At 52.8% G+C, this 18174-nt stretch carries 13 protein-coding genes; 9 read left to right on the top strand and 4 right to left on the bottom strand.

Annotated elements, in window-relative coordinates; all coding sequences use genetic code 11:
• The first annotated feature begins 21 nt into the window (after positions 1–21).
• Positions 22–540 (top strand): YwhD family protein, encoded by a 519-nt coding sequence (locus tag ACQKPA_RS31525; protein ID WP_127596210.1) that lies wholly within the window; start codon positions 22–24, stop codon positions 538–540.
• A gap of 95 nt (positions 541–635) precedes the next feature.
• On the opposite strand, the gene ACQKPA_RS31520 is transcribed toward ACQKPA_RS31525, so the two are convergent.
• The 3 genes from ACQKPA_RS31520 to ACQKPA_RS31510 all read right to left on the bottom strand — a co-directional run bounded on the left by ACQKPA_RS31520 (position 636) and on the right by ACQKPA_RS31510 (position 4629).
• Entirely contained in the window at positions 636–1805 is a 1170-nt protein-coding gene (locus tag ACQKPA_RS31520) for a copper amine oxidase N-terminal domain-containing protein (protein WP_427496253.1), read from the bottom strand.
• Between the two features lie 181 nt (positions 1806–1986).
• Positions 1987–4245 (bottom strand): heavy metal translocating P-type ATPase, encoded by a 2259-nt coding sequence (locus ACQKPA_RS31515; protein ID WP_427496252.1) that lies wholly within the window; start codon positions 4243–4245, stop codon positions 1987–1989.
• The gene (locus tag ACQKPA_RS31510) at positions 4246–4629 is read right to left on the bottom strand and encodes an ArsR/SmtB family transcription factor (RefSeq protein WP_426200113.1); all 384 of its coding nucleotides are present in this window, start codon (positions 4627–4629) and stop codon (positions 4246–4248) included.
• Positions 4630–5039: 410 nt separating this feature from the next.
• On the opposite strand from ACQKPA_RS31510, the gene ACQKPA_RS31505 reads away from it, so the two are divergent.
• Positions 5040–5918, top strand: a complete 879-nt coding sequence (locus tag ACQKPA_RS31505; protein WP_427496251.1) for a hypothetical protein — start codon at positions 5040–5042, stop codon at positions 5916–5918.
• 112 nt (positions 5919–6030) lie between these two features.
• Here the strand turns inward: ACQKPA_RS31505 and ACQKPA_RS31500 are convergent, their stop codons facing one another.
• Positions 6031–8091, bottom strand: a complete 2061-nt coding sequence (locus ACQKPA_RS31500; protein ID WP_427496250.1) for a transglycosylase domain-containing protein — start codon at positions 8089–8091, stop codon at positions 6031–6033.
• A gap of 332 nt (positions 8092–8423) precedes the next feature.
• Here ACQKPA_RS31500 and speE point away from each other — a divergent pair, with 332 nt between their 5' ends.
• From speE to ACQKPA_RS31465, 7 genes are all read left to right on the top strand, one after another.
• The gene (gene speE / locus ACQKPA_RS31495; protein ID WP_113061663.1) at positions 8424–9251 is read left to right on the top strand and encodes a polyamine aminopropyltransferase; all 828 of its coding nucleotides are present in this window, start codon (positions 8424–8426) and stop codon (positions 9249–9251) included.
• 18 nt (positions 9252–9269) lie between these two features.
• Positions 9270–10139 (top strand): agmatinase, encoded by an 870-nt coding sequence (speB, locus tag ACQKPA_RS31490; RefSeq protein ID WP_100541604.1) that lies wholly within the window; start codon positions 9270–9272, stop codon positions 10137–10139.
• Between the two features lie 1056 nt (positions 10140–11195).
• A complete protein-coding gene (locus tag ACQKPA_RS31485) occupies positions 11196–12161 on the top strand; it encodes an ABC transporter permease (RefSeq protein WP_427496249.1) in 966 nt (321 codons plus the stop codon).
• On the top strand, positions 12161–13030 hold the full coding sequence (locus ACQKPA_RS31480; protein ID WP_009595532.1) for a carbohydrate ABC transporter permease: 870 nt from the start codon (positions 12161–12163) through the stop codon (positions 13028–13030). The genes ACQKPA_RS31485 and ACQKPA_RS31480 overlap by 1 nt, the downstream gene beginning before the upstream one ends.
• A gap of 83 nt (positions 13031–13113) precedes the next feature.
• The gene (locus ACQKPA_RS31475) at positions 13114–14655 is read left to right on the top strand and encodes an extracellular solute-binding protein (RefSeq protein WP_427496248.1); all 1542 of its coding nucleotides are present in this window, start codon (positions 13114–13116) and stop codon (positions 14653–14655) included.
• A 7-nt stretch (positions 14656–14662) separates the two neighbouring features.
• Positions 14663–15976 (top strand): Gfo/Idh/MocA family protein, encoded by a 1314-nt coding sequence (locus ACQKPA_RS31470; protein ID WP_427496247.1) that lies wholly within the window; start codon positions 14663–14665, stop codon positions 15974–15976.
• The gene (locus tag ACQKPA_RS31465) at positions 15954–18140 is read left to right on the top strand and encodes a glycoside hydrolase family 88/105 protein (protein WP_427496246.1); all 2187 of its coding nucleotides are present in this window, start codon (positions 15954–15956) and stop codon (positions 18138–18140) included. Before ACQKPA_RS31470 ends, ACQKPA_RS31465 begins: the two co-directional genes overlap by 23 nt.
• Positions 18141–18174 lie beyond the last annotated feature (34 nt).

Here is an 18174-nt window from a genome sequence, read left to right as displayed (position 1 = left end):
TGATATAGGAGGGCGGCAGCAGTGGAGAATGAAGAGCAGAAGCAGGGTGCGAAGAAACCGATTGCTTTGAATATTATTAATAGCAAGAGTAAGCATAAAGGGTTTGGATCAGGCTCCATCGATCTGAACAGTCTGTCACCCGTCATTATCGATAATGGCGAGGCCCGAGTGGATATTGGGGCCATGCATGCCAAGAGTAAGGTGGAGAAGGGTATCCGTTTCAGCATGAACCGGGATGAAGTGCCTAATGGACGCCAGGTATGGATCGTGTGGGTGGCTGTAGATCGTACCGCGGAAGGACAGCATTATGCAGGCATGACCGCCTGTGAAATGTGGATCGACCACGAGGCCCGTCGTGGCTGGAAGATCCTCGCCGATCATGTGAATAAAATGGACGCGGCGATGAAGCGCAAGATCATTCTGGATGGCCTTGGCGACGTCGAGAAGAAGGCACTGCGCGAGCTGCTGATTTCGCGTAACGAGGAATGGTGGAATGCATCGCCAGAGGAAATTAAGGAAGCCCTTCGAACAGAGGAATAATACAATAAATAAAAGCAATTGTTCTAGATGCGAAAGTGGAAAGACCGGTTGGATTCGTAATCGAATCCCGCCGGTCTTTTTGTAATTGCGTATGGTTAGAATGGAAGGGCGTAGGTCAGCTTTTCTTTTTGATCAAGAAACGGATTTTTGTATTGGAACGTCAGCTTGCCGCCAGCATATCCGAGATACGTAAGGCCGTCACCAATGAAGCCCACTTCATTCGGCGGCATTTCCTCAATGACCTTGATGGTTTCCTCGTTCAGAAGCTCAGGATAGATAAGCTTGGCTGTCTTGCCTGTTGGATGGACGATATACAGGGTCGCCTTCGTGTATGGTCGGACGAGCAGGAAGTCCTGTTCAATCGCTTCTACGATAAAACTATCCTTTACTCCCGTGAGCGCGGCCAGGTCATAAGTTTTGACCGTTTTGCCCATCGGATGAACCAGCGCAAGCGTACTGCCGTTCATCATGGCAATATTGCCTTTGTAGCTGAGTTGGTCCGGATGGTAGTTGATCCCGGCAAAATTGGAATGATTGGTTTTGGATAGCTTCAGGATTTTCTTGTCCTGAATGAGCACCCGGTATCTTCCCTCATGAATATGAGGTTCGCCGTAATAATTGGACAAGTCGACCACATAGGTATTGCTATTGATGCGATGTGCGCTTAAGCTGACTTGATCGATCTCCTCAACCGGGATTATACCAACTTGGACTGGCGTGGATCCGGCTTTACCCATCGACAGCATACCATTCTCGCGATTTACCCAGAACAGCATATTGGCCTTGGAAGCATAGGCGTATTTAGACCAAGCATCAAAGGTCGTTCTAAGCCCGGATTTGCTGTCATATTTCAGAGGGATGCCGAAAGCTTTGGTAATCAGACTGGCTGGAACATAAGTCACGCCTTTCTTCACGACCGGAGCCGCCTCAAGTTTGAGAGGGGTCCCCTTGGCATTGACTGCGCGAGACTGTCCGATGATAATGCGAACAGACTGTGTCGGGCTGTTAATATACAGCTCTTTTTTCCCCGGGATCGTCAACTGCAGCTGCAGTTGTTCGGAAACTTCCTTCAATGGAATGAATACGACGCCTTTATTCGTATAAGGTTTATGTTTTACATCCAGCGTGCTCCAGTTTGTCTTGCTCTGTGATGTGGAGGCTGCTGCCGCATGGGCAGGAATCGTTGCGAGCGATGAGGACGTAAGCAATAAAGACATGGCTATGGATGCAGTACCTGCTAATTTGATGAGTTGCACGGATTTCATATCATTTCCTCCTTCTGGTTTACACTCCCGCCTATATAAACGACTAAATAATGGGAAATGTTTCACCATAATCGCAAAACCATGTAAAAAATGATATATGCGATGGCGTAAGATCAGAGCTAGTGCGCCAAAGGACGAATAAAAACCGGAGCTGCCCTGAAAGGGCGAAGCTCCGGTTATATTAATATCCTGATTTCAGCTCCTGATCCTTGCCAAGCAGGATGGTGAGACCAAGCAAGGTAACGATAATGGTTGCGCCCATGTCCGATATGATTGCAATCCACAGGGTCAGCCATCCCGGAATCGTTAGCAGCAAAGCAATGGCCTTCAGTGACAAGGAAAGACCGATATTCCACTTGATAATCTGATTGACCCGTCTTGCGGTTTTGATGGCCCCCGGCAGCTTGCCGAGGTGATCCTGCATCAATACAACGTCGGCGGTTTCTATGGCACTGTCCGTCCCTTTCCCCATCGCGATACCCAGATCAGCAGCGGCCAATGCAGGGGCGTCGTTAATGCCATCGCCAACCATGCCGGTTTTTTTGCGGGAAGAAAGCTCCTTGATCTTGGCAACCTTCTGTTCCGGCAGGAGGCTTGCGAATACCCGAGCTACACCGGATTGCTTCGCGATCGCCTGTGCGGACTGCTCATGGTCGCCTGTCAGCATGACCGTATCCGTGATACCGGCCTCGTGAAGCTTGCTGACAACGGTTGCGGTCTCCGGTCTGATCTCATCGGCAAGACCGAATTGGCCTAATACGCGATCCTCGCTTACGGCAGCAACGATCGTATAACCTTGGGACTTCATTCTCCGGATGTCTTCCTCCACGGAGCTGATATGGTCTTGCGGGCCGTTCACATGCTGCAGCACTTCCTCGCTTCCGACCCAGAACAGCTTCCCTCCGATCTCAGCCCGAATGCCTTCGCCCGGCAGTACCGTTATCTGTTGAGGTTCATTAAACATGCACTGCGGATTCTTGATCTCCAGATGTTTCATGACGGCTTTAGCCAACGGATGGAGAGACGATTGCTCCAGTGCGCCTACAACGGCATAAAACTTGGTTTCATCATAAACCGTCTCCGCATAGACGGCAGGCTCGCCTTTGGTCAAGGTTCCCGTTTTGTCAAAAGCGATGGCTTCCAGCCGGCCAAGCTGCTCCAGGTGGACCCCGCCTTTGATCAGAATACCGTTGCGTGCCGCGCGGGTCATCCCGCTGACCAATGCAATCGGAGAGGAAAGCACAAGCGAACAAGGGCAGCCGACAATGAGGATGGACAGCCCCTGATAGATCCAGGTCATCCAGGGCTGATTCAGCAGCAGCGGAGGAATCAGCGTAACCGCCAGCGCGATGATCATAATTGCGGGAGTATAGTACTTAGCAAATTTATCGATAAAGAGCTCTGTCGGCGTCTTGCTGTCCTGTGCCTCCTGTACAAGATGCATGATCTTGGCCAGGGAGGAATCCTCATAGGCTTTAGATATGGCGATATAGAGCACGCCATCGGTGCTGACACTGCCGCCAAACACAGCATCGCCTTCCCGTTTCGTAACAGGCACCGATTCCCCGGTAATGGCGGCTTCGTTCACTGCCCCGGTTCCTTGGGTTATGGCCCCATCGGAAGGGATCTTCTCCCCGGGTCTTACCCGGACAACGTCCCCGGGAGTGAGACTCTCGATCGGCACGCGCTGGGTTTGACCGTCTTTCCATAATTCCGCTTCCTTCGGCGCTGCGGCCAGCAGCGCTTCCATCGATTGCCGGGCCCGGTTCATGCCGTAGCCTTCCAGCAGCTCGTTAAGACCAAACAGAATGGCAACCAGTGTGGCTTCCCGCCACTCCCCGATGATGACGGCGCCCACGAGCGCAACGGTCATCAGGGTATCCATATTGAATTTAAAGCGGGTCAGATTACGCAGTCCGCGCAAAAATGTCGTATATCCGCTCAAAATCATAGCGCCAGCATATAATGCGATCACAACCGGTTCGGCGACTTTTCCTTCCAATAGAAAGGTGGAGAGATAGAAAACAGCGGAGATGGACAGCAGCCACTTCATACTCCCGATGCCGCCATGACTGTGTTCATGAGCGTGATCATGGCCATGTTCCTGATCATCTCCTTGTGCCGATCCGTGAGAATGCAATGAATGGATAGGCTGCACTTCAGCACTGGCGGCCGATAAGGCTGTCTGCGGAGCATGAACGATGCGCGCACCGTCACTTTTCAGAATGGTTTCTACTCGGCTTAGATTGACATGGGGAGAGAGGGTCAGCTTCCCGCTGTTGTAACTCAGTCGGGCATTGTTCCCATGATCCAGCTTCTGGATCTCCTCCTGCATTTCACGTGTACAGTTAGGGCAGGAGAGCCCCTGTACCCGGTATTCAATAAGTTCGTCGCTTGTCTCCGGAGAGGATTGGGCATGTTGATGGTTGTCCTTGCTCATCTACATCTTCTCCTTCTGGTGCTCCAGCGTCATGTGAAGCAATGTCCGGATATGGTCATCTTTAAGCGAGTAGTATACATTCTTTCCGGCCTTGCGCGACTTGGCGATATCTTTGTTCTTCAGCGTACGAAGATGATGGGAGGCCGTTGCCGTTGAGCTTCCAAGAACTTCAGCCACATCGCAAACACATAGCTCGCCGCCTCGGTCCAGCATATAAGCTACCTTGACCCGCGTCGGGTCGGCCAAAGCCTTAAAGATTTCTGCCATGCCGATCATATCCTCATCGGAGATCGTTTCTTTTAAGGAAGCAATTCTTTCAGTTGAAGGACATTCCGTTTCACACAGCTCAAGGGCGACTTCTTCGTTCATCGTCCGTACATTCATAAGAACAACCTCCTTGGATTAGGAGCAATAAGTGCTCTTTATTCTATATATTCAAACGTTGATTTGATTGTTAGTCATAATATACCCGATTTACACTCGATATTCAAACGAATATTTGATTGTTCACAAGCATTTCACAGAACAAGATTGAATCAACAAGTCATATAGTATGAACCAATTCCAAGGGTTAGGCGCAGTATCGCTCCTCAGAAAATCCTTCCATTTCATAACACGCCAACTTATACTATTAGCAAAAAGATGTAAATTCGCATAGAAAGAATACCTGGGCCAGGGTGCCTCATGCGCTACATAGCATCCTTCTACGGGCCAAACGTTTCGACTCGAATGTGTACATTATCTAATACCTATCCTTCGATTTGCGGATGTGTATGAACAGGGGAGGCCAGAGTATGACTTGTCCAATATGTCGATATGAAACGGGAGATGGGAAGTATTGCAAGAAATGCGGGGCAAGGCTGATTATCGAGGATTCGCCCGTATTTGCCGCCATGAAAGAGCAAGCAGCAACGTCGGAGGCGTACAGTATCACTAGGCGAAATGCCAGCAGTAGAGGGGAGTTACCTCATGTACGCCAGACCGAATCTGTTCTGCCGGTATATACCCCACCGGATATTCCGTTCCGAGCGGCAGGCCGGCAGCATTCTGAAGAAGAAGAGGAACCCAATCCTTATTGGACCAGCTTAAAATTGTACGGACAGCTATACGGTGATTATTTTGTGAAGGGATTAAGAAATCCCTTTGGCGCAGCTGTCGGAACGGAAAGCAGCCAGTTCTTCAACGCAATCGTGTCCATGCTGCTCTATGTTGTTCTTTTTCCACTCGCACTGTATGCAGCGCTTCATCATGAGCTGCAAGGGCTGCCTGAGGGTGCATTTACAGATCTTGTCCTAAAGCCAACCGTTTGGACTGCGATTTTCTTATTCTTGCTGAACGTCTTTACCTTCGCTGCGGTCAAGCTGTCCTTCAACCCGGCTGCGAAGCTAAAAGAAGTGATGGCGAGATTCGGCGCTTTGCTGCCCTTATTCCTCGTGTTGTATGTGGTCAGTTTTCTGTTCCTGTTCCTGAATGGCGATATCTCGAAGGTTATCATTCTTCTGTCGTTCATCAGCACCGTGATGACCGTGCCGTTATTCGTCATGACCAGCTACAAAAAAAGAATGGTTGGCGGCCTGGATCCGCTGTATGCGATCCTCTTGGTCTACGTTGCACTGATGCTCGTGATTGTGATTCTGGGTAGTTCCATGATCGAATATATAACCGTTTTATAATGAAGCCATCTACATAACATATCGTGAAAAAAAGAAAAACAGCAGGTCCTCTTTCGGGAAAATCCCGTTAAAGGAGCTTGCTGTTTTTTTGATGTGACGGGTTCGATCCGAGTTACTCGACCCACCATCGTTTGAAATCCTTCCACCAGGAACGCTCTTCCTGTTTCTCGGCCGCATCTGCAGGGTTTGCCTTCTTGGCGGGCTCCCCGCCTTCATGTTCGTCGCAATATTCCGTAGGCTCCGTTCCTTTGACGAAGACCTCCAGAACTTTGTCCGGACAGCCGGCGCCGGCGAGCTTGCCGGTCTTCGGATCCACATACGCGCTGACAACTTCGTCCGGGATCGGAAAAATCTTAGGCGGTACGTTCTCCAACGCCTTCTCCGTAAACTGCGCAAAGATCGGAGCCGCCCGCCGTCCGTCCACTTTACTAATCTCCCGTCCTTTGTCATACCCCACCCATACCGCCGTCGACAGCTCCGGTGTATAGCCAACAAGCCAAGCGTCGGTGTCGGTGGTGCCTGTCTTCCCGGCCACTGGTCGTTTCATTAGGGTAGAGACACGGTTACCCGTGCCGCCAGTCTCGAATACACCCTCCATCATGCGCGTCATCACGTAAGCTGCGGAAGGCTCAACCACTTGTTCACCTGCATCTTCCGGCGCTGTATACAAGCTGCGGCCGGCAGCGTCGGTGATGCTCAGCACGGCGACAGGGGAGAGCCGTTTGCCGCTGTTAGCCATGACGGCGTAAGCAGAAGCCATCTCCAGCGGGCTGACGGGCGAGGTGCCCAGGGCCAGTGAAGGAACAGGCTCCAGCGGACTTGTGATGCCCATCTTTTTCGCCATGTCGGCTACTTTATCCGGGCCGATCTTCATGATGGTGTTCACGGCATAAATATTATCCGAAGCGGCGATAGCTTTCCGCATGGGGATTTCGCCCAAATATTTATCGCCGAAGTTGCTGGGCTGATACGTCTTGCGGTTGTTATCGTAATGAAACAGGGTGGGCTGGCTGTTGAACACGCTTGTGCTCGTCATTTCCTTGGATGCAATGGCCGTTAAGTACATGATCGGCTTAAATGACGACCCGGGCTGCCTTGTTTTGGCTAACGCGTGGTTATACTGATTCTCCCGGTAGTTCTTACCGCCAACCATGGCTTTGATGTGCCCGTTTCGCGGGTCGATGGATACAAGTGCCGTTTCCAGCTCGCTCTTGCTGTCGATGCCCTCGGATACAGCCTCTTCGGCTGCCTTCTGGGCTCGCGGGTCCAGGGTCGTATAGATGTTCAAGCCGCCTTGTTCGAGCTGCTGATCCGTAATGTTCAGCTGTTTAGTAACGAGGCTCCGGACATAGTCCCGGAAATAGGAAGCAATCACCTTATTCTCCTGCCGGTCCTGAGGAAGCAGGGCGAGCTTGGCCGAGGCGGCTTTATCGGCCTCGGCCTCGGTAATGAATCCGGTCTCCGCCATCGCATTCAGGACAATCTGCTGTCTTTTGAGCGCATTGTCCTTATGATTGTAGGGGGAGTAATACGTCGGGCCCTTTGGAATGCCGGCCAGCATCGCGCTTTCGGCCAAAGTCAGGTTTTTTGCCGACTTGCCGAAGTAGAGCAAGGACGCCGATTCGATACCGTAAGCCCCATGGCCGTAATAAATTTCGTTCAGGTACATTTCAAGAATTTGATCTTTCGTATATTTCATCTCAAGCTGGGCGGTGAATTTGGCCTCCTTGAGTTTGCGTGTCCACGTTTTTTCATGAGATAGGTATAAGTTTCGAGCAAGCTGCTGGGTTAATGTGCTTGCGCCTTGTTTGCGATCCATATGCTGCAGGTTGACCAATACGGCTCGGGCCATGCCCTTCATATCAAACCCCGGATGATCATAGAATTTCCGGTCCTCCACCGCCAAGGTGGCCTGGATCAGGAGGGGAGATATATCGGTCAAACTTACTTGCTCGGATGTATGTCCCGTGGTGGAGAAGGTGGCGATTAAATCTCCTTGGCTGTCGAGCAGTCGGGAGTAGCGGGATGTTTCCGCGACCGGCAGCGGCGTTATAAATAAATAGGCGAGCAGAATGCCGCCGGCGATGATGGAAATGCATAGGAGTACGAACAGAAATGTAGCAAGCCGGACGAAACGACGTTTGCGCTTTGGTGATTTTTTTTGTCCCGGCATCAGTGGTTCTCCTTCCAGTCCTTTTTGTAGAGTCGAGGCTCTTGCGCTGCCAAAACGGAGATATGCTGAAATTCCCCTCGGCTGCCTTCTTTTTCTATACATTATGGGGCTAGAGCTGGCAGGATATTCATGGGAAGCCATGAGGATTTTGCTTCTGTCCGTGCGATCTGGAACTTTTGGTTGCAATTTGGGCTTGATTTAATATAATCTAATTTGTTTGGTACAATAGAAAAAGTGTGAAACTGTAAGCTAAAGGCATCTGCCCCGAATAAAGTTTTACGGCTTGGATCTGGACGGCTGAACATTATTCTAGCGGAAAGAAGGTAGTGACGATGGAATTATGGTACACAGAGAAGCAAACCCCGACTTTTGGCATCACGGCTAAAATCCGGGAGACTTTTGTACATGAGAAGACGGAGTTTCAACAACTGGATATGATCGATACTGAGGAGTTCGGGCGCATGCTCGTTCTGGACGGTATGGTTATGACTACAATTAAGGATGAATTCGTCTATCATGAGATGGTCGCTCACCCCGCGCTAAACACGCATCCAAATCCAAAGAAGGTTCTTGTTGTCGGCGGAGGAGACGGTGGCGTCATTCGCGAAGTGATCAAGCATCCGGGCGTAGAGAAAGCAGTACTCGTTGAAATTGATGGAAAAGTTATTGAATATTCGAAGCAGTATTTGCCTGAGATCGCCGGCAAGCTGGATGATCCGAAGGTCGAAGTGCTGGTTAACGATGGATATATGCACATTATTGAGCATAAGAACGAATACGACGTCATTATGGTAGACTCCACCGAGCCTGTGGGCCCGGCTGCCCCGTTGTTTGAGCGCGGATTCTACCAAGGGATCTACGAAGCGCTGAAGGAAGATGGTATTTTCGTTGCGCAAACGGACAACCCGTGGTTTAAAGCGGATCTGATTCAGCAGGTCAACAAAGACGTGAAGGAAATCTTCCCGATCGTTCGTGTGTATGGAGCGAACATTCCAACGTACCCGAGCGGTCTGTGGACCTTTACATTGGGCAGCAAAACGTATGATCCGCTTGAAGTGGACGAGTCCACCATTGATGAGATGGATACGAAATATTATTCGCCTCGCCTGCATAAAGCCGCATTCGTGCTGCCGAAATTCGTTGAAGACCTGGTGAAATAAGGAGGAGCGTATAAACTGATGAAACTGGATCAAGGTTACTCCGGCAACGTGTTTATTCTGAGCTCCGAGGATTATGAAGGGTCCAAGGCCGTCATTTACGGCATGCCGATGGATTTCACGGTTAGCTACCGTCCCGGCTCCCGTTTTGGCCCGGCCCGTATTCGCCAGGCTTCCGTAGGCTTGGAGGAGTACAGTCCGTACTTGGATAAAAGCATTGAAGACATGACGTATTTCGATGCAGGCGACCTGATGCTGCCCTTCGGCAATGCGGGCCGCAGTCTTGAAGTGATTGGCGATTATGTAGGCAAACTGCTGGATGACGGGAAATTCCCGATCGGACTTGGCGGCGAACACCTCGTATCCTGGCCGATCATTCAGAAGGTGTATGAGAAGTATCCGGATCTTATTCTGATCCATATCGATGCCCATGCTGACCTGCGTGAGCATTATGAGGGAGAGCCGTTGTCCCACTCCACGCCAGTCCGAAAGGCGGCGGGCATTATGGGCGGAAAGAACATTTATCAGTTTGGTATCCGTTCCGGTTCCCGCGAGGAGTTCCAATATGGACGCGAGAACATTAACTTCTATCCGTTCGAAGTGGCGGCACCTCTTAAAGAAGCCTTGCCTTCCATGGGTAACCGTCCGGTTTACGTGACTATCGACATCGATGTGCTTGATCCATCTGCCGCACCGGGCACCGGTACCGCAGAAGCGGGCGGCATCACGTCGAAAGAGCTGCTGGAAGCTGTGCACCTCATCGCGGGCTCCGACGTGAATGTGGTCGGCTGCGATCTCGTGGAAGTGGCGCCGATCTACGATCCAACCGAGCAGACCCAGATCGTGGCTGCGAAGCTGATTCGTGAGATGCTGTTGGGATTCGTTAAGTAGTCCACCCACCCAAACCCTCCCTGCCAGGGAGGGCCCCAAGGGCGCTGCCCTCTGGACACCCGCAACTTTGGTGTTCGGAGTGGGTATGAGGATATGGGCGGAGCTGGTGCTTGTGCCCGGCCACCGCTCGGTCTCCCCTGCGGGGACGTCCTTGTGGCCTCTTGTGCGCCCATATTTCAGCCGAGGCTATTCGCCCTCGGCCTTATGAAGAAAAAGCAAGCCGTCCCTATCTAAGCCTTCGGCTATCGGGGTTGGCTTGCTTTTTCGCATCTGTGCGGCCCCCTCGATAGCTCCCCTGACGGGTTTGCTCGCGGGCCGGTTCGAGTGCGTGTCAGCCGAGGCTTCACCTCTCGGCCTTATGAAGAAAAAGCAAGCCGTCCCTACCTAAGCCTTTGGCTATCGGTGTTGGCTTGCTTTTTCGCGTGTGCGCGGCCCCCTCGGGCGGCTCCCCTTACGGGTTGCTCGCGGGCCGGCTTAAGTGCGTGTCAGCCGAGGCTTCACCTCTCGGCTGCTGAAGAAAAAGCAAGCCTCTCCCACCTAAGCCTTCGGCTATCGGTGTCGGCTTGCTTTTTCGCGTGTGCGCGGCCCCCTCGGTCAGCTCCCCTGGCTGGTTCGCTCGTGAGCCGGCTCAAGTGCGTATCAGCCGAGGCTTTGCCTCTCGGCTGTTGAAGAAAAAAGGAAGCTTCACTTGCCTAAGCCTGCGGCTATCGGGGAAAGCTTCCTTTTTTTTACTGACGTAAATGGTGAGCATAGATGCTAGGGAAAAGGGTGAAAACCGGATAGGTTTACCGGATAATCAGCCAACTTAACAATTATGAAACCAAACCCATCCTCCATCCCATCAACAAATCCTTTTTACCCTCCCTCCGTTTGCTTGCTCCTCCTTAATTTCAAGTTCTACTTCAAGTCCATTCATGGGTACACGGTACGCGTAGTTGTGGGAAGAATCGGCGATCTGCTCATTGCGTGTCGGATTGAACGATTGTGCCGATATACCGGAAGCCGTTAATATTGGCGTTACATCGACCATATTGACGAAAAGGAGGTACGAATACGATGGCAGCCCAGTCACCCGAAATAAAGCGCGAAGATTTGATAACCGCCCGGCACCCAGGGACATCCCGCAACCGGTACATAGCCAACATCCGCAAGCATTGGATGCTGTATCTCATGATCATTCCCGGAATTCTCTATTATATTGTGTTTAAATATGTACCGCTGGCGGGCAGTGTCATCGCATTTCAGGACTATCAGATTTTCAAAGGCATCCTTGGCAGTCCGTGGGTGGGCCTGGACAATTTCGGATTTATTTTTTCCTACCAGGATTTCTACAACGTGCTGCGCAATACGGCGGTGATCGCTTTCTATCAGCTTGTTTTTGGTTTTCCGGCCCCGATCGTGCTGGCTCTCCTATTCAATGAGATTCGCATTATGCTGGCAAAACGGGTCGTACAAAGCATGTTCTATCTTCCACACTTTTTATCATGGGTTGTTGTCGGCGGGATCGTCTTCGAGCTGTTATCCAACCAAGGGGTTGTGAATGCGGTGCGGGACTGGTTCGGCCACGAACCCATTCTGTTCATGCAGGAGGAGCGGTATTTCCGGGGGATTGTCGTCCTGTCCTCGATCTGGAAGGAAGTCGGCTGGGGAACGATTATTTATTTGGCTGCCATCGCCGGCATCAATCCGAATTTATATGAAGCAGCCGTCATGGATGGAGCGAGTCGGTGGAAACAAACGATCTATATTACGCTGCCCACGATGTTTCCGACGATTCTGGTGCTGTTCCTGCTGCAAATCGGTAATTTCCTGGAACTCGGCTTCGATCAGATTTACAATTTACTGACACCGATGACGTACTCGGTAGGGGATATCATCGAGACGTACGTCTATCGTGCGGGTGTGCTTCAGGGACAATACAGCATGACGACGGCCATTGGGCTGTTCCAGTCCGTCATTGGGTTTATACTGCTGTGGATTTTTAACCGGTTGGCCAGAAAAACGGATCAGGGGTTGTGGTGATGAAAGCGACATTCGGAGAAAAAATGTTTCAGACGCTGAATTATGTGTTTCTGTTCGCTGCTGCGGTGACGATGCTGTTCCCGCTTCTTCAGCTGCTTGCCGTATCGCTCAGCTCCCCGGTAGCTGCCGATTCGAAGGAAGTATTCCTGCTCCCCGTGGAGTTTACAACAGCATCTTGGGAGCATGTATTAAAAAATAAAGGCTTGTGGACATCTTTCGGGATCACCGTATATATTACGATCGCCGGGACGCTGCTCAGCATGCTGTTTTCGGTCATGACGGCATACCCGCTCTCACGACGGGAATTTCTGATCCGCAAACAGGTCATGTTCGGCATTGTGTTAACGATGATATTCAATGCGCCGATGATTCCGTTTTTTTTGACCGTTCGCGAGCTTGGCATGATGAACTCCTTGTGGGCGCTCATTATTCCCGGCCTGGTGGGCACGTTCAACATGATCATTATCCGGACCTTTTTCATGGGAATTCCCAGTGAGCTGGATGATTCGGCGCGAATCGACGGATGCAGCGAATTCGGCATATTGTTCCGCATGTACTTGCCTTTATCCAAACCGGTGATGGCGACGGTCAGTCTGTTTTACGCGGTTGGATACTGGAACACCTTCTCCCGTGCCGTGCTGTTTATAAGGGATCCGGAGAAATGGCCGCTTCAAATGAAGCTGAGAGCATACCTCCAGTCTCCCGAGGAGCTGGCTGCGGTCAATCTGTTTCTTGGGGATTACGATTTCAACACAACAACATTGAAAGCGGCAACAATCCTGTTTGCTACCATTCCGATCATTCTGGTATACCCGTATCTGCAAAAATATTTTGTGAAAGGGTCTATGCTGGGTTCGTTAAAGGAATAAAGCAAAGCGAGGCATGCGATATGAAATCGGCTTTGCGGCCGGTTTGATATAACTACCAATCCGAAAAAGGGGAGGATTTACTCATGTCGAAATGGTTTTTCCAGAAAGGAGCATGGAAACCGGCGCTCACGGCGACACTTGCGGCAGCGATGCTGTTTGGCTGCGGCGGCAAGGGCGACGGCGAATCGCAAGCGGATCAGAGCGGGGAGGGAAATCAAGAACTTACACAGGTAAAGGTATTCAAAAGCCACATGGGTGTCGGCACGATTCCGGGTGCAGATAATCCGCATGTCCAATATGTGGCGGAACGGACCGGCGTAGAATATCAGCTGGTGACGACCCCGCCGGGCTCGGAGCCGACCGAATATCTCAATCTGATGATTGCATCCGACGATTTGCCGGATATTCTTCGTCCGATCGGCGGGATCGAGCAGACCTTGATCCGCCAAGGAGGTGCGCTGGCACTGGACGATTTGCTGCCCCAGCATGCCCCGAATGTCTGGAAGAATATCCCGCAGGAGGCATGGGATGTCGTTCGATCCGCTTCGCCGGACGGCAAAATTTATTATGTGCCTAAAGTGTTCCTGGTGCCGGAAAGAGCACCGCTCATCCGGCAGGATTGGCTTGACAAGGTAGGCATGTCCATGCCGAAGACAACGGAGGAATACAAGGAGGTGCTGCGAGCCTTTCTTGACAAGGACCCGAACGGCAACGGCCTGAAGGACGAATTGCCCACAACAGGCCGCGAATTCGGCAAATGGATGGATCATTTGTTTGCCATGTTCGGTGTCGCCATGTGGGAGGGGAATCCGGAATGGGACATCTACGACGGTAAAATCCAGTATGCCGGCGTAACGGACAATATGAAGGCCGCCATTGCATTTGCCCGTGAGTTATATGACGAGAAGCTGCTTGACAATGAGACGTTTCTGAACAAAGGCGATGTTTGGACGGCTAAAATCAATAACAATTTGGTCGGCAGCTGGTACCATCTTCCCGCCAACCTGCGCGATCGGTTTACAGCCATGCAGCAAAAGGCACCGGATGCTTATATCGTTGGCATGCCGCTTCCAAAGGCCGAAGGGTATGAAGGCTTCGTAACGCAGAAGAGCATGGGCGAACCGGAGTGGATCATTCCGGCAAAGGCCCAGGATAAAGCCCCTGCAGCCTTGAAGCTGCTCGATTTCTTCTATGATAGTTCGAATGACGAGTTTATCCGCTTTGGCATCGAAGGACAGCAGCATGAAGTTGTCGACGGCAAAAAAGTGCTGCTTCCGGCAGAGGACAGCCGTCCGCTGGCGCTTGGCATGCGCAACCTGACAACAAAGGAGGACATGGACATTCGGATTCAGGAGACGATTCCGGAAGACATGCAGCAGATGGTGAAGGATATATTTGAGGTAAGTACCGCGGACGCGAAGCGGATCGCCGGAGACGGACTTCCGAGCACGGTGTATGAAGGCTTCCCGGATATCCAATCGCATAAGCTCTTTCAGGAGTATGTAACCAAGATCGTTATCGGCGAATGGCCGCTGGAGAAGTTTGATGAATTCGTCGACCGCTGGTATAAGGCAGGGGGAGACGAAGTGACGAAGAGGGTGGAGGAATGGTACTCAAGGATGTGATCATACAGTGAAAAAGAAATATGCCATATGCGGTGTAAGCGGTCGTGCACTCGGCATGTTCGCCAAGCCGATACTGACGACCCATGCCCGGTGCTGCGACCTGGTCGGCATGCTGGACAGTGATCCGGCCCGCTTCGAGCTCTACCGCTCCCGCTTCCCGGAGCATACCGCCGTTGGAACTTACGGTGAAGAGGAATTCGGGAAGATGATTGACGAGACAAAGCCGGACGTGGTCATCGTGGCGGGGCGAGACGATACGCATGCGCGTTATATTGTTGCCGCACTGGAAAGGGATTTGGATGTCATCACGGAAAAACCGATGGTCACGACGGGGGAGGACGCCCGGCGAGTGCTGGATGCGGAGCGGGTGAGCAAAGGCTCAGTGACGGTCACGTTTAATTACCGTTACGCCCCGATTCACACCAAAATCAAAGAGATGGTATGGGAGGGCAAGCTCGGTCGGATTACTTCCGTCGATCTCAACTGGTATCTGGATACGTACCACGGCTCCAGCTATTTCAAACGGTGGAACCGCCGGCGCGAAATGTCAGGAGGTCTCTCCATCCACAAAAGCACGCATCATTTCGACCTGGTGAACTGGTGGATCGGGCAGAAGCCGGTCGAGGCCTTCGCCTACGGGGCGCTCCATTATTACGGCGCCGAAGGGGAGCTTAATCCGGGCAAAGAAGCCGGCCGCCATTGCGGAACCTGCCTCTCAGCCAGCCGCTGCGCCTATTACTCACGCTGGAACGCAAGTCATGTGCCGGACGATCATCTCGGTCTGCTGGAGAGCGGAGGGCCGCAATTCCCTTATACAGGCTACCGCCCGGACAGGTGCATTTTTGATGATGAGATCGACATTGAGGATACGTATGCGGCCACCGTCAAGTACGACGGAGGAGCACTGCTCAGTTATTCCGTCAACTTTTCGCTGCCGTATGAAGGGTATCGCCTGGCGATTAACGGTACGAAGGGCCGGCTGGAGACGATCGAATACCATGCGCCGTCCCGAACCCCGTTTCCAACGCCGGTCCAGACGATCGACTACTTCCCGCTGTTCGGCTCCAAGGAAACCATCCATGTTGTCCATCGGGAAGGCGGTCATGGAGGAGGCGACCCGCTGCTGCTAAACGACCTGTTTCTGGGTGAAAACCGGGAAAAGCCGTTCCCGACCTTGTCCGGAGCGGTGGATGGCGCCTATTCCGTGGCAACGGGCGAAGCCGTGTGGCGTTCCGTGAAGGAGCACCGTCCAGTGGCCATAGCGGATGTTTTGGCAGGATGGAAGGAGAGTGAACCTATTGAACGACAGAGGATATTTTGACCCGGCGGAAAGCCTGGCTTCCCAAACAGAGGGCAGTATCATCGAGCATGCGCTTACGGTCATTGTCCAGCGTTATGTGGGTGACCATCCGCCTCATGCTCCGGTTTACCGGGTGACGCGCAAGAGTCCGATCCGCAAGCGGGCCGACCACTGCTATCAACTTCCCATCGCGGAAATGTTCCCCGAGATGACGGGGAGTCAGGTGGTCTACGCCTGGGCTAAGCTATGGGCGGCCGAGCAGCAGAGCTTTCCCTTTCTGATGGAATGGACTGGGCACGTTCGGCTGTACCATAACGGCCGGAAGCGGTTCGGATCGGCGCCCGGGGAAGAAGCGGCAGCGGGCGGATTGCCCCTGAAGCTCGGGATTCAGCTTACCGAGGGGTGGAATCATTTTGTCCTGGAATTCCGCCGGAGTCCAAGCGGCTGCGGAGCGGTATTTGGCACAAGCAACCGCAAGAACAAGCCGTTTCACTTTCTGGCTCCATCCATGGAGCGGGAGGGCGAGGAAGGATGGATTGTGACGGTACCGCTGGACCGGGCGCTTGCCCGCATCCCCGATTCAATGGAAAGCGAATCATGGACGGGTGCACAGTGGCTGCCCGTGCCCGCAAAGCACGGTGGGGAAGCAGTTGGCGGCCCCATGTTGAGAATGTACGGACGGAAGCCGGGGTATGCCGCTTACGCCTGGACTGCCGTTGTCAACCGGACCTTAACGGCCAAGAAGGTGACCCTGTCGGGAACCTCCTATGGTCCGGTCCGGTTTGAATGGAACGGAAGGGAAGTTTACGCCAGCCGGGAGGCAGGCATGTTCCGTATTGCCATCGATGTGGCTCCGGGTCGCGGGGAGCTTACCGCACGCTGCGAATGCGGCGCAGAGGGCTGGGGGTTTGAGATCGGCGCAGCTTCGCCTGAAGGGACGCTGACCGCGCCGCGAAGGGTGCACGGCCTGACCGGCGAGTGGCTTTATCTGGGCCCGTTCCGCACAGAAGCCGAGCTTGAGCTGTCCGACTATTTCGGACTGGACACGGTCGCTGTTGACGGCGGAGAGAGACTGTTCTGGACAGGAAGCGAATCGGGCGCCTGCGTGAGACCGTTTTTGGAGAATGAGCTTTTCGGCCGCTGGAATTATCCGCTCGGCGTCACGATGTATGGCTTGCTGGAGACGGGGAGACTGCTTAATCGCCCGGACATCCAGGAATATGTGCTCCGCCATGTCGAGTTTGCAGCGGGCCATTACGAATATTCCTTATGGGACCGAGAGGAATTCGGTGCGGCAGGGCTGAACAATCAGCTGTCCGACATCGACAGTCTGGACGATTGCGGATCATTCGGCGCGCTAGCCATTCTGGCAGACCAAATTCGATCCTTGAAAGGGGTGCACAAGGCGGCGGACGACATCGCCCGGTACATCATGGATAAGCAATCACGTCTTGAGGATGGGGCGCTCTATCGCGAAGTCGGCGTTTCGCCGAGCATGCACCTTACGATGTGGTGCGACGATATGTACATGAGCGTGCCGTTCCTGTGCCGATACGCCGAGCTGTCCGGCGATTCCCGCTATCTGGACGAGGCAGCACGCCAGCTTCTGCTGTATAAGTCCTATCTTTACCTGCCCGACCTGCAGCTGATGTCGCATGTATACGATGTGCGTCATGGGCAACCTTCCCGAACGGTATGGGGGCGAGGCAACGGATGGGTGTTTTTCTCGCTGTCAGAGCTGCTTGCCGTGCTGCCAGTCGGTCATCCCGACTATGAGGAACTGCTGCTTTTTTATCGCGCGCTGGCGGAAGGGTACCTTCGTGTGCAGGGAGTAAACGGGTTATGGCACCAAGTGCTGACAGACCCTGAATCCTATGAGGAAGCCTCGTGTACCGCGATGTTTATTTTCGGCATGGCGCGGGGGATTCGCCGCGGCTGGCTGGAGGACCCGGATCCGTACTTGCAATCAGCCGCTGCGGGGTGGAACGGTTTAACCAGCAGGGCCATCGACCGCCGGGGAAATGTGTATGGCGTGTGCAAGGGCAGCAGCTGGTCGACCTCGCATGCTTACTACAAGCACGATTTATCGTGGAACTTGAATGATACGCACGGAATCGGCATCGTGCTGTTGGCCGGAGTCGAGCTGCTCGGACTGATGCGGGCCAGTCGAATTGTAAACGCTTAAATTTGGGTGACGGCAGGAGCGGAACGTGAGCTAT

Origin of the sequence: Paenibacillus sp. NPDC093718 (assembly GCF_050279985.1) — a bacterium.
GTDB lineage: Bacteria > Bacillota > Bacilli > Paenibacillales > Paenibacillaceae > Paenibacillus_AQ.
The sequence above is the reverse complement of the archived record's forward strand: the minus strand, read 5'-3'. Positions and strand labels throughout refer to the sequence as shown.